We start from the raw sequence: 12,347 nt of genomic DNA on the forward strand, positions 1-12,347 counted from the left end.
CTTCGCTTTTTCTATTAATTAAATGTAATGTTATGTACAGCCTCTTTATCAAGACGTTTAATAACTTCTACAATTAACTTCACTGCATTTTCATAATCATCACGATGTAACATTGCCGCATGAGAATGGATATAGCGCGTTGCAATTGTAATTGCCATAGAAGGAATACCATTTACAGCAATGTGAATCGCACCCGCATCCGTTCCTCCGCCTGCTACTGAATCATATTGATACGGGATTTGTAATTCATCAGCAACATCAACTACGAAATCACGTAAACCTGTATGTCCAATAACAGAAGCATCATATAAAATGATTTGTGGTCCATCGCCCATTTTACTTTGTGCTTCTTTTGACGTTACACCCGGTGTATCTCCAGCGATACCAACATCTACTGCGAACGCGATATCTGGTTTAATATAATTCGCAGATGTTTTTGCGCCACGAAGACCAACTTCTTCTTGTACAGTTCCAACGCCATATACAACGTTTGGATGCTTTTCATCTTTTAATTGTTTTAATACGTCAATTGCAATTGCACAACCGATTCGGTTATCCCATGCTTTTGCAAGTAACATTTTTTCATTCTTCATCACTTGGAATTCAAAGTAAGGTACAACTTGATCTCCTGGTCGTACGCCCCACTCCATCGCTTCTTCTTGGCTAGAAGCACCGATATCGATGAACATGTCTTTAATTTCAACTGGCTTTTTACGAGCTTCTGGAGGTAAAATGTGCGGTGGTTTTGAACCAATTACACCTGTTACATCTCCTTTACGCGTTACAATCGTCACGCGTTGCGCAAGCATAACTTGTGACCACCAGCCACCAACCGTTTGGAAGCGAAGGAAACCTTTGTCATCGATTTGTGTAATCATAAATCCAACTTCATCTAAATGACCTGCAACCATAATTTTCGGGCCGTTTTCTTCCCCTACTTTTTTCGCAACTAAACTCCCTAAATTATCAGTAGAAAGTTCGTCCGCAAACGGCTCGATATATTTCTTCATTACTTCACGTGGTTCACGCTCGTTACCAGCAATACCACGTGCATCTGTTAATTCTTTTAGCATTGTCAATGTCGCGTCTAATTTTGTCATTGCCAACACCCTCCTTTTTCTTCAGTCAATTCATTATACAATAATTAAATTGAAATATTCAAAAATTAAATTAGTATCCTTGTGTTTGACGCTGATGATTTACTTCATTTTTATCTAAATATGCTTTTTCAATCTCTTCTTGTTCAAATTCAAGTGCTTGTCCAAGTCGAAGATAGCTCGTAAATAATTCAATATAATTTGTAATAGATGGTTGATCTGTAAAACGAATTACTTTCGCATATGTGTCTAAGAAAATTTCCACTTGTGTTTTATTCGTCTGTGCACATTTATAGAATAGGAAGTTTTTATCAATACCTAAATCAATTCCGATTGATAAAATAAAATGCAAACCATCTACGTATTCTTCTAATATTACTTCACGTTCTGATGCTGGTTTGTTGCTCCAATATTTAAAACAACGTGTTTCATTTGCAAGTTCTCCAATTTCTACAAGAAGAGCTAACATTTTTTCTTTTAATAATTTTTTCGGTTGTAAGTCATGTTCTTTTGCAATACGGTCATCTAATTCTTTTTGTAATTTAAATAGTTGTAGTAAGTCCATTCTATTGTCCTCCTCCAACATCGCATTTTACGCAACAATGTTGTTTCATCTCAAAGTTCATTATTATGTTTCAGTTCTTATGAATAAGTCAGCTATCTAACTCTTTATAAAATAGCTTGTCCTTAATTTACAAATACGTTTCAGTCATCGCTCTTAAATTGTTCATCTGATGAAAGTTCCATATCATCTTTCCATTATAGCAGTGTCGTTTCACCTAGGAAAGATACTCTTCTTTCCAAACGGGCAGAATTGAAAAAAGCCAGGAGTATTCTCCTGACTTCATATGTATATTCTTCTATACTGCTATAACTTTTATATTGATTTTGTCATATTGATAACAACATAGCCGTTAATCTTTATAATTTCTTTCACTTCTAACTTCTATTTGAATACAAATAAAAAAACCTTAGAAGAAAATTCTTCTAAGGTTTCAACTAATTAATTAGTTAATGTTGTTTTTTGCAACTGTTGCTAATTCAGCGAAAGCTTTTTCGTCATGAACAGCTAAGTCAGCAAGCATCTTGCGGTTAACTTCGATGCCAGCATTTTTAAGACCGTGCATTAAGCGGCTGTAAGAAAGACCATTCATACGAGCTGCTGCGTTGATACGTGTAATCCATAATTTACGGAAGTCACGTTTCTTTTGACGGCGGTCACGGAATGCATACATTAGAGATTTCATAACCTGTTGGTTAGCAACCTTGAATAATGTATTTTTTGAACCGTAGTAACCTTTTGCTAATTTAATTACTTTTTTACGACGTTGACGAGTAACTGTACCACCTTTTACTCTTGGCATAATATTACCTCCTAATTGTTCTATATATCAGCCGAACTTATTTTAAGTTGTCAAGCATTTGACGAATGCGTTTGAAGTCACCAGCGCTTACTACACCAGCTTTACGTAGTTTACGTTTAGCTTTTGTAGATTTGTTAGCGAATAAATGGCTTGTGTAAGCGTGAGAACGTTTCAGTTTACCTGATCCAGTCTTTTTGAAACGCTTTGCAGCGCCGCGATGAGTTTTTTGTTTAGGCATAGGTATTTCCTCCTCTATCTATTACTTATCGTTTTTCGGTGCTAAAACTAAGAACATACTGCGTCCTTCCATTTTAGGCTTAGATTCAACTGTACTAACTTCAGCACAAGCTTCTGAGAAGCGATCTAAAACACGTTGACCGATTTCTTTATGAGTAATGGCACGTCCTTTAAAGCGAATTGACGCTTTAACCTTGTCGCCTTTCTCTAAAAACTTGATAGCATTACGAAGTTTTGTGTTAAAGTCGTGTTCATCAATTGTTGGACTTAAACGAACTTCTTTCATGCTAATTACTTTTTGATTTTTGCGCTGCTCTTTTTCTTTCTTCTGTTGCTCAAAGCGGAATTTACCGTAGTCCATAATGCGGCATACTGGCGGTTTCGCATTTGGAGCAACTAATACTAAATCAAGATTAAGATTTGCAGCTAAGTCTAAAGCGTCATTACGAGACTTGATTCCAAGTTGATCGCCATTTGCGCCAACTAAACGTACTTCACGTGCACGAATTTGCTCGTTAATCATCATATCCTTGCTAATAGTAAGCCACCTCCAAGGTTTTCTCAGAACATATTTTGTAGTCATAGAACCCGAACAAAAAAAGTGCGGGCATACGACACCCACACTTGTAAAATCTTAAGTAAGAAATACATTTACCTGTTAACTGCGAATGCGTCCATCAGGTGAGAAGCGGGTGCTTCTACTTGTTCCACAAAACAATATTCTATTATCCTTGATGAGTTTATCATAGGACATGACGTCTGTCAAGAAGACGCGATGTGTTTTACTAACAACAAGAAATATTGTAACAAACAACTAACATACTTGCAATACTTTTTTATGATAAGTGTTACATGGTTATTTTTTCTAATTTTTCTCAAGTATATTACATAAAAAAGCCGCGGTATACCGCGGCTTTTTCTTATCGTTTTCCTTCTACTTTAATCATGTCAACAAAAGCATCTAATGCGATTGTTTCTGATTTTTGTTCACCATATTTACGTACGTTTACGCCGTTTTCAGTTACTTCATTGTCACCTACTACAAGCATGTACGGAATTTTTTGCATTTGTGCTTCACGGATTTTGTAACCGATTTTCTCTTCACGAGTGTCTAATTCAACACGGATACCAGCACGACGCAATTCGTCTTGTACTTTCTTCGCATAGTCTAAATGTACTTGCGGAGAAACTGGAATTACTTGTACTTGAACTGGAGCTAACCATGTTGGGAATGCACCTTTGTATTCTTCAATTAAGAAGGCTACAAAACGTTCCATAGTTGATACAACACCACGGTGAATTACAACTGGACGATGTTGTTTACCGTCTTCACCAACGTATGATAATTCAAAGCGTTCTGGAAGCAAGAAGTCTAATTGTACAGTTGAAAGTGTTTCGTCTTTTCCAAGAGCAGTACGAACTTGAACGTCAAGTTTTGGACCGTAGAATGCCGCTTCACCTTCAGCTTCATAGTAATCAAGACCCATTTCATCCATAGCTTCTTTTAACATACCTTGTGCTTTTTCCCACATCTCATCATCCGCATAATACTTTTTAGTATCTGCTGGGTCGCGGTAAGATAGACGGAATGAGTAGTTCTCTAAACCGAAATCTTTGTACACTTCTAGAGTTAAGTTTACAACACGTTTTAACTCTTCTTTAATTTGATCTGGACGAACGAAAATATGCGCATCGTTTAAAGTCATTCCGCGTACACGTTGTAATCCAGATAACGCACCTGACATTTCATAACGGTGCATTGTTCCAAGTTCCGCAATACGGATTGGTAATTCACGGTAGCTGTGAATATCATTTTTATAAACCATCATATGATGAGGACAGTTCATTGGACGAAGAACTAATTCTTCGTTATCCATTTCCATTGATGGGAACATGCCATCACGGTAGTGGTTCCAGTGACCAGAAGTTTCATAAAGCTCTCTGCTTCCTAGTACTGGAGTATATACGTGATCATAGCCTAAGCTTGCTTCTTTATCAACGATATAACGCTCGATAATACGACGAATTGTTGCACCCTTTGGTAACCAAAGTGGTAAACCTTGTCCTACTTTTTGGCTATTAGTAAATAGTTTTAATTCTTTACCTAATTTACGGTGATCGCGCTCTTTCGCTTCTTCAAGCATACGTAAGTGCTCATCTAATTCCGCTTTCTTAACAAATGCAGTACCGTAAATACGTTGTAGCATTTTATTATTGCTATCGCCGCGCCAGTAAGCACCCGCAACGCTTAATAATTTAAATACTTTAATTTTCCCTGTAGATGGAAGGTGAACACCACGGCAAAGGTCGAAGAATTCGCCTTGCTCATAGATTGAAATAACTGCATCTTCTGGAAGATCGTTAATTAAATCTAATTTTAACTCATCGCCGATTTCTTCAAAGCGACGAATTGCTTCTGCACGTGGTACTTCATGACGAACGATTTCTAAGTTCTCGTTCACAATTTTTTGCATTTCTTTTTCGATTTTCTTGAAGTCTTCAACTGTAATTGCTTCTTCCATATCAATATCGTAGTAGAAGCCATTTTCAATTACTGGACCAATGCCGAGCTCAACCTTAACATCTTTATATAAACGTTTTAACGCTTGTGCTAAAAGGTGGGCTGTTGAATGGCGTAAAATATATAGGCCATCTTCAGAATCTAATGTAATGATAGAAACTGCACCATCTTCTTCGATTGGTGTAACAAGATCGATCATCTCATCGTTTAATTTTCCAGCTACAGCTTTTTTCTTTAAGCCTGGGCTAATAGAAGCTGCGATTTCTTCAGTTGTTACGCCTTTTGGAAACTCCTTCACAGCTCCATCAGGGAAAGTAATTTTAACTACATCTGCCATCACTGGTCACTCCTCTTTTTCTCAAAATAAAAAACACTCATCCCGTAAAAAGGGACGAGTGTTGAATTCGTGGTTCCACCCTTGTTCCAATTAACATAATTGTTAATTGCTCAAGTTCAACATAACGGTGTTGTCCGTTAGCAATTACTAGAAAACCGTTCACTGCTAAAGTTTAGAGGTGGTAAGTAATAATCCCGTACTAGGAAGCTCACACCCTAAGGCTTCCCTCTCTGAAAATCGTAGAAAACTACTCATGTCCTCATCATGACATTTCAATATATTTCATTTATGTAGGTAATTATATGCTCAAAAACTTAGAAAATCAAGGGCGTTACCTTTATTTTTTAAATTTTTCACATTGCGCTCAAAATCATGTAATCCATGTAATTGGACCCGTTCTTGGAACACATTTCGCAAAGTAATTATCATATTATGGTCTTGTTCTTTCGTATATAAATAAATCTTTTTGGGCGAAATAGAAAGAAGCGGCGCAATTACTTTCGTATCAATATATACATCATTTTGCTTTAATAATTCCTCATCTATATATTGGACCAACTTCTCCTGTTTTAAACGTCTACCTTTATCATCATAAAAGATAAAGCTTTCATCAAAAATAAGATGCACGCAAGACAAACGTGATTTACGGCTACTTACTTGTTGCCGAAGCGTCTCAATGAACATTTGGTATTCTTGCTCCATCTTATATTCATCAATTGCCACTTCCGCAAGTTTAGCCACCATTTCCCTATATGTACGAAGACGAAAACGGATATATGATGAAAACGAGAATGAGAGCGGATCACAAAGCCAATTATTTAAAGAAGACTTAATATATGACTCAAATGCGTTACGCGTTAAATCCTGAGCTACACCTTTTCTTTTTCCCTTTAAAATCTCATGTGCCATGTGCAATATTTGATGACACTCTTCTTGTTCTTCATAAAAAAACTTTTCTTTTAAAATCGTATAAATCCACTCATTTTGTTTCACATTCACAATGAAATACACCATTACTGGCAATAAGATCTTTTCAATATAATTCGATTCACGTACTGGTATGTGAATCACCACTTTTTGTTCCTGTAAATACACACTCGTTTCCTTATATAACACTTCCGCTCTTTTCAGCAATTGTCTATATACGTGCATAGCATCATTTTTTTCTTCGAAGCAAATTTCAATCACTTTTGTCCCCCCTTTTATCCCCGCTCTAAAGGACTGTATCTATACGTTACAAATCCTATAAGAGTCCGTTCCACGTGAAGTTCACTCTTAGTAGAATTACATTTCCTATCGTTAGAAAATCCACTCAATATGGCTTGCTAATTTTATATATATTAAGGGAGGGAGAAAAAAATGATACAAGCTACTATGAATTTTTATTGTATACTTTACTTATCAATAACAGGGGTTATCCGAATGTTTGAATATAAATTCGTAAAAGTCGAACCACATTGGGGGTTCACTCGCTCAAAACCAGCTGAAGACTACCAAGAAATTATTCAAGAACATGCTAGAAATGGCTGGAGGTTCGTACAGATTGTTGCCCCTACGATTGGCAGTTCTGGACAACCTGAATATTTCGACCTCATATTTGAAAAGAAAATATCACTATAATACAAAAGAGCAAGCTTCTCAGCTTGCTCTTTTACTTATGACGACGGTTTTTCCCACCAATCGGAATTGGTTTCGCTAAATATTTAATTCGTTCCATAATACGTGCTGCCTTCATTTCTTCAGCCTCGCCACGCTGCGTATACGTTAAATGGTGTTCCAGTTGTTTAAAATCAAAATTAGACGTAAAGAACGTCGGTAAGTTTTCTAACATACGGAATTGTAAGATTGCACCGAGTACATCGTCACGGACAAAGCTTGACATCGCTTCTGCCCCAATATCATCTAACATTAAAACTTGTACGCGTTTAACCGCATCAATCTTCTCACCAATCGAATTATCTTGAATTGAACTTTTAATTTCACGTAAAAATTCCGGGAAGTATACGAGCATCGAACTTATTTTCTTTCGAGCAAGCTCGTTCGCTATTGCTCCTAACAAATACGTTTTTCCTACACCAAATTTACCGTACAAATATAAACCTTGTGCTTTTTTACCTGGTTCATATGTACTTAAAAATTCATTCGCTGCACCAATCGCATCGATACGTGCATTTAAATCAGAAGGATCTAAGTTTTCCATAGTTGCCTGTAAAATATCCGTTGGCATATATACACTTTGAACAAGTTTTTCATATTTCTTTCTCTCGTCATACGCTACTTTTCTAACGCAGCGATCGTATTGAATATCAATCATCTTCCCTTGAATAACAAGCTTTGGCTCGTACCCTTGTAGCATATTTTTACATGAGCCTAAATCCGGACAATCCACGCAACCTACACTTTGTCCAATATATTCATATAACTTAACAAGACTGCGCTCAATCATAGAAGTCGTTACTTCACCCTTATGTTCGTCTATAAATTCTTTCACACGCGGATGCGCCATTACTTCTGCCTTTAATACTTCATATCTATTTTTAAAGTTTTCATTTTCCATTAATTTTGCAAATGAATTTTGAATATGCTCCATTTTCTCACCTCAAAGAGCGTTCATTCTCTTCTATTAATCACGCTTATATTTTTTTAACACTTCTTCTAGTCGTTTTCTTTCATCTTCTAGCGTACTTGCATCTTTTTCTACACTTACATCTTTCTTCTCTGTTTCTTTCTCTTGTTCTTTCGGCTCTTCTTCCTTAAGCCAATCTGGCACCATTTCTTTCCGCACCGTTTTCTTCGCCGTACGGCCTTTTTTCTTCGTCTCAGCCCACTCTTGATACTGACGGTTCTCTTCTTTCGCTAACGCCATCGCGTCCGCTACTGTACCGACCTTTTTACGTGCCCAATGCCCAGCAATCTTCTCGACATACGTTTTCGCAAGTTTCATATCTGAGCGTAGCATAACGTAATAAATAAGTACATTCACAACTCCTGGTGTCAATTTTTGATTAATCATGACATCTTCAACGATCTGCAAGTCCGCTTTCGTTGCCTCTGCACCACCAGAAATCTCTTTCAATAGTTGTTTTGGTGAGATTTCCTCTAGTTGCTTTATTAGCATCTCCTCTTGCGATGAAGGCTCTTTCTCTTTCATCGTACGTGCAGCATGAGGCTGTACTCTTTCACTTAATACCGGTAATGCTTGACCATTTTCAAATTGATACCAATCGCGCGCTCCTTTTCTAAGCCTCTCCATATCAATTGTTTGCATCTCTGTCACTGCACCAAGAACGATATTTTGCATCGATAACACATCTACACCATACACGTAAGCAAGTGTTATAACGCAGTCTCTCACTTGATCTGTAATCGCCTTTTTAGGAACAAGAGCGGACAATCCATCTATAAATAAAGAGAAATCAAAGAAATCATTCCAAACTTTCGGAGCGTCTCCCTTCTCGTTACTTGGCATAGTTGTCGTTTTTGGAATACGAAGGTCTTCTTGCGCATGCTCAAGCTGTCCTGGATTAAACGAACCAAACACATCATTGAAAGAACGCGTAACATTTTCATAAGAAGCAAAATCAAATTCTTCTTCTAAGAAATATTGCTTTACTTGATTATATTTTGTCCTGCTCAATCGATTGTATAAAAAGATACTTAAAACAATATCATCAAAAAACTGCTTCGGAGATAAAGGTGGTTGCAACTCATATATGAACATTCGAATATCTTTTTCTTTCTTAATATATACCTTCAAAAGCCCAATTGCCTCTAACTTTACTCGTTCCTCATATACTTCAGGAAGTTGCATTTGCATAGTCACCATAAGGGAATGATGCGTATTCTCTTTTCCAAATACACGATCTTGCTCAAGCTCTCCCCATAGTGTCATGTATAAGCTAAAAGCTCTACTACCTATTAACGGCTGATACAACATCGTTAACACTTTTCGGTCGTAATTGTGCAGTAGTCCTTTTGCACTTACTTTATAACGATCAATCGGCAATAGCTCCATCCATGACTGTTTTTCCATTCTTGCTTTTCCTTTCTCTCATCCAATCTATCCTCTACTTCATTCGTTCTATCTTCATTATATAAATTCTTAGTGAAAAAGAGCTATTAGCTTGCGCTTCTAGCTCTCTTATCCTATTACTTACGGTATGTAAAGAGAATAATCTACTCTCTTTCTTTTTGCAGTATATCTTTTAATTCTTCAATAAATACATTTAAATCTTTAAATTGACGATATACAGAAGCAAAACGTACGTAAGCAACATCATCAATATCGCGAAGTTCTTCCATAACAATTTCACCAATCATATCACTTTTCACTTCTGATATACCTAAATTACGCAGTTCACGTTCCACGCTTTGTGTTACTTCTTCTAATTGTCTTAAAGATACTGGTCTTTTTTCACACGCTTTAATTAAACCGCGTAAAATCTTTTCTTTATTAAACTCTTCTCGTGTGCCTTCTTTTTTTACAACGATAAGAGGTGACTCTTCTACCCTTTCAAAGGTCGTAAAGCGACTTAAGCAGCTTTCACACTCTCTCCTTCTTCGAATAGAGCGCCCCTCGTCTACCGGACGCGAATCTAACACTCTTGTACCATTATGAGAACAGGATGGACAACGCAATTCATTCACTCCTTTACACTATACTCTTTATTTTTCTCTACTCACTTCACCTAAAATATATATACAATATTATATAACTCATTCTAACTCTCTTACCACTTTAAGTTCCAGCGCATCACTTTATCATCTCATCCTTAAAAATAAGATGGTATATAGGGCACTACCTCATTTGCAAGAGTCCAATTTATTCAACTAACGAGTACGTTATATTTTCCCTTTTTTATAAACTAAAAAAGAGGTGCATTATACACCTCTTTACATTTTAAATCAATTATGTTCTTTTTTAAAGAGCTTTTGTTTCTCTCTGCTTAATTTCGAAGCTACCAGTGCCTCGAGGAAGCTCGATGCTCTCACGCGTTTTCGCGTTTAAACCCTCTGCAATATATTCTGCAGCAACATTTGGATCAATACGATCCCCACAAGTATAAACATCAATACTTGCGTAACCGTGCTCCGGAAAGCTATGAATTGTTAAATGTGATTCTGAGATAATTACTACTCCACTTACACCTTGTGGTGCAAATTTATGGAAAGCAACCTCACGCACTTCAGCACCAGCTCTTAGTGCTGCATCCACAAATAATTGTTCAATATACGGCATGTCATTAAGCTTGTCGAAATCGCAATCCCAAAGTTCAGCGATCACGTGACGACCCATCGTATCCATAGTATCCATTCTACAGTTCCCCCTTGTAAATTTATTCTAACTGTTCGAATTGAAAACTAATTTGCAATTTGGCTTGCTCCACTACCACGGGGGAAAGTTAGTCCAGAGAGGTCCTAACCCTTTAAGTAGTGACTACGTACCTCAGCTCTTAAGTTTACGAGTGTTAGTATACTTTGTTTATTTTCATTTTGCAACAACAGTTTTTTCGATTTTCTGTCATATTTTCCTCTTTACTTTTCCCTAAAAAAAATAAACGATTCACAAATGCAGTAATCACAACGTTTCGTGGTATGTCCACTTTTTAAAATATACTTATATAATTTTTTTCCTTTTCAGAAAAAATTAAAAAAAGAGGGCAAATATTGCCTTGCCCTCTCCTCCCTTATTCACTTAAATGTGTTGCACATTTTCTTGTTTCGCTAACTCTTGAACAACTAACGTTACAAGATCTACAACACGACGAGAGTAGCCCCACTCGTTATCATACCAAGCAAGTACTTTCACTTTACGATCACCCATTACCATTGTAGATAAACCATCGATAATAGCTGAGTGTGTATTTGTATTAAAGTCGATAGATACTAAAGGCTCTTCGCTGAATTCTACAATACCTTTTAACGCACCGTTTGCAACAGTTTTGAATGCATCGTTAATAGCTTCAACTGTCACATCGCGTTTTACATCTACTACTAAATCAACAAGAGACACGTTTGGTGTTGGTACACGAAGTGCCATACCATGAAGTTTTCCGTTTAAATGTGGAAGAACTTTTGCTAGCGCTTTCGCAGCACCTGTCGTTGTCGGAATGATTGATTGTCCGCAAGCACGTGCTCTTCTTAAATCTTTATGTGGGTTATCAATATTTTTTTGGTCATTTGTATAAGCGTGAACTGTCGTCATTAAACCGTTTTCAATTCCAAACTGCTCATCTAACACCTTCACAACAGGCGCTAAACAATTTGTTGTACAAGATGCATTTGAAATAACAGTATGTTTTGTAATATCTAATTGGTCTTCGTTCACACCAACTACAATTGTTACATCTTCATTTTTACCAGGCGCTGTTAAAATAACTTTTTTCGCTCCAGCTTCAACGTGAAGAATTGCTTTTTCTTTTGAATTAAATTTACCAGTTGCTTCAATTACAACTTCAACACCTAAATCTGTCCAAGGCAATTCCTTTGGATCGCGGTTGTTTAAAAGGCGAATCATTTTTCCATCAACTAATAAGTGATCTTCAAATGCTTCTACTGTTCCGTCAAACTTGCCATGAACTGTATCATATTTAATTAAGTGTGCTAACGTTTCAGATGGATAGCTTGCATTGATTGCTACAATTTCGAATGCGCTTTCTTTTATTGCTTGACGAAATACCATTCTCCCAATACGTCCAAATCCATTAATTGCCACACGAGTCATAATATGTTATCCCCCTTGAATGCGTTATACTATTTATCTCCAATCCCAATAATAGTATAACACAAAA

At 36.8% G+C, this 12,347-nt stretch carries 13 protein-coding genes and 2 other annotated features; of the genes, 1 reads left to right on the top strand and 12 read right to left on the bottom strand.

Annotated features, from left to right (window positions below; all coding sequences use genetic code 11):
• Window positions 1-14 precede the first annotated feature (14 nt).
• The 7 genes from NST90_RS21605 to ytxC all read right to left on the bottom strand — a co-directional run bounded on the left by NST90_RS21605 (window position 15) and on the right by ytxC (window position 6,744).
• Entirely contained in the window at window positions 15-1,100 is a 1,086-nt protein-coding gene (locus tag NST90_RS21605) for a M42 family metallopeptidase (RefSeq protein WP_000163555.1), read from the bottom strand.
• A gap of 70 nt (window positions 1,101-1,170) precedes the next feature.
• Complete coding sequence (locus NST90_RS21610) at window positions 1,171-1,662, bottom strand: dUTP diphosphatase (protein WP_000365050.1); 492 nt, start codon at window positions 1,660-1,662, stop codon at window positions 1,171-1,173.
• A 442-nt stretch (window positions 1,663-2,104) separates the two neighbouring features.
• Window positions 2,105-2,461 (bottom strand): 50S ribosomal protein L20, encoded by a 357-nt coding sequence (rplT, locus tag NST90_RS21615; protein ID WP_001138362.1) that lies wholly within the window; start codon window positions 2,459-2,461, stop codon window positions 2,105-2,107.
• A 37-nt stretch (window positions 2,462-2,498) separates the two neighbouring features.
• Window positions 2,499-2,699: a 50S ribosomal protein L35 gene (rpmI, locus tag NST90_RS21620; protein ID WP_001125945.1), complete on the bottom strand. Its 201-nt coding sequence runs from the start codon at window positions 2,697-2,699 to the stop codon at window positions 2,499-2,501.
• A 21-nt stretch (window positions 2,700-2,720) separates the two neighbouring features.
• Window positions 2,721-3,224 (bottom strand): translation initiation factor IF-3, encoded by a 504-nt coding sequence (gene infC / locus NST90_RS21625; RefSeq protein ID WP_000973215.1) that lies wholly within the window; start codon window positions 3,222-3,224, stop codon window positions 2,721-2,723.
• Between the two features lie 63 nt (window positions 3,225-3,287).
• Window positions 3,288-3,408 (bottom strand) — a sequence feature (ribosomal protein L20 leader region).
• Between the two features lie 210 nt (window positions 3,409-3,618).
• Window positions 3,619-5,556: a threonine--tRNA ligase gene (gene thrS / locus NST90_RS21630; RefSeq protein WP_000786083.1), complete on the bottom strand. Its 1,938-nt coding sequence runs from the start codon at window positions 5,554-5,556 to the stop codon at window positions 3,619-3,621.
• A gap of 47 nt (window positions 5,557-5,603) precedes the next feature.
• Window positions 5,604-5,831: a binding site (T-box leader), on the bottom strand.
• 31 nt (window positions 5,832-5,862) lie between these two features.
• Window positions 5,863-6,744: a putative sporulation protein YtxC gene (gene ytxC / locus NST90_RS21635; protein ID WP_000569625.1), complete on the bottom strand. Its 882-nt coding sequence runs from the start codon at window positions 6,742-6,744 to the stop codon at window positions 5,863-5,865.
• Window positions 6,745-6,978: 234 nt separating this feature from the next.
• Here ytxC and NST90_RS21640 point away from each other — a divergent pair, with 234 nt between their 5' ends.
• Complete coding sequence (locus NST90_RS21640; protein WP_002024924.1) at window positions 6,979-7,176, top strand: DUF4177 domain-containing protein; 198 nt, start codon at window positions 6,979-6,981, stop codon at window positions 7,174-7,176.
• Window positions 7,177-7,207: 31 nt separating this feature from the next.
• Here the strand turns inward: NST90_RS21640 and dnaI are convergent, their stop codons facing one another.
• The 5 genes from dnaI to NST90_RS21665 all read right to left on the bottom strand — a co-directional run bounded on the left by dnaI (window position 7,208) and on the right by NST90_RS21665 (window position 12,280).
• Window positions 7,208-8,146: a primosomal protein DnaI gene (gene dnaI / locus NST90_RS21645; protein WP_000400106.1), complete on the bottom strand. Its 939-nt coding sequence runs from the start codon at window positions 8,144-8,146 to the stop codon at window positions 7,208-7,210.
• A 33-nt stretch (window positions 8,147-8,179) separates the two neighbouring features.
• Window positions 8,180-9,589 carry a DnaD domain protein gene (locus NST90_RS21650; protein WP_000415048.1) on the bottom strand — a complete coding sequence of 470 codons (1,410 nt, stop codon included), beginning with the start codon at window positions 9,587-9,589 and terminating at the stop codon, window positions 8,180-8,182.
• A 143-nt stretch (window positions 9,590-9,732) separates the two neighbouring features.
• Window positions 9,733-10,194: a transcriptional regulator NrdR gene (nrdR, locus tag NST90_RS21655; RefSeq protein WP_001203687.1), complete on the bottom strand. Its 462-nt coding sequence runs from the start codon at window positions 10,192-10,194 to the stop codon at window positions 9,733-9,735.
• Window positions 10,195-10,477: 283 nt separating this feature from the next.
• Window positions 10,478-10,861, bottom strand: a complete 384-nt coding sequence (speD, locus tag NST90_RS21660; RefSeq protein WP_002003660.1) for an adenosylmethionine decarboxylase — start codon at window positions 10,859-10,861, stop codon at window positions 10,478-10,480.
• Between the two features lie 390 nt (window positions 10,862-11,251).
• Window positions 11,252-12,280, bottom strand: coding sequence for a glyceraldehyde-3-phosphate dehydrogenase (locus tag NST90_RS21665; RefSeq protein WP_000198975.1), 1,029 nt, complete (start codon window positions 12,278-12,280; stop codon window positions 11,252-11,254).
• Between the last annotated feature and the right edge of the window lie 67 nt (window positions 12,281-12,347).

The organism is Bacillus sp. FSL E2-8900, from assembly GCF_037966225.1.
GTDB classification, from domain to species: Bacteria; Bacillota; Bacilli; order Bacillales; family Bacillaceae_G; genus Bacillus_A; species Bacillus_A cereus.

Excerpts from the sequence above, each read along its gene's own strand:
- infC (WP_000973215.1), bottom strand. The coding sequence starts at position 3,224 with ATGATGATTAACGAGCAAATTCGTGCACGTGAAGTACGTTTAGTTGGC.
- thrS (WP_000786083.1), bottom strand. The coding sequence starts at position 5,556 with ATGGCAGATGTAGTTAAAATTACTTTCCCTGATGGAGCTGTGAAGGAG.
- NST90_RS21665 (WP_000198975.1), bottom strand. The coding sequence starts at position 12,280 with ATGACTCGTGTGGCAATTAATGGATTTGGACGTATTGGGAGAATGGTA.
- rplT (WP_001138362.1), bottom strand. The coding sequence starts at position 2,461 with ATGCCAAGAGTAAAAGGTGGTACAGTTACTCGTCAACGTCGTAAAAAA.
- NST90_RS21640 (WP_002024924.1), top strand. The coding sequence starts at position 6,979 with ATGTTTGAATATAAATTCGTAAAAGTCGAACCACATTGGGGGTTCACT.
- NST90_RS21610 (WP_000365050.1), bottom strand. The coding sequence starts at position 1,662 with ATGGACTTACTACAACTATTTAAATTACAAAAAGAATTAGATGACCGT.
- NST90_RS21650 (WP_000415048.1), bottom strand. The coding sequence starts at position 9,589 with ATGGAAAAACAGTCATGGATGGAGCTATTGCCGATTGATCGTTATAAA.
- dnaI (WP_000400106.1), bottom strand. The coding sequence starts at position 8,146 with ATGGAGCATATTCAAAATTCATTTGCAAAATTAATGGAAAATGAAAAC.
- rpmI (WP_001125945.1), bottom strand. The coding sequence starts at position 2,699 with ATGCCTAAACAAAAAACTCATCGCGGCGCTGCAAAGCGTTTCAAAAAG.
- speD (WP_002003660.1), bottom strand. The coding sequence starts at position 10,861 with ATGGATACGATGGGTCGTCACGTGATCGCTGAACTTTGGGATTGCGAT.
- NST90_RS21605 (WP_000163555.1), bottom strand. The coding sequence starts at position 1,100 with ATGACAAAATTAGACGCGACATTGACAATGCTAAAAGAATTAACAGAT.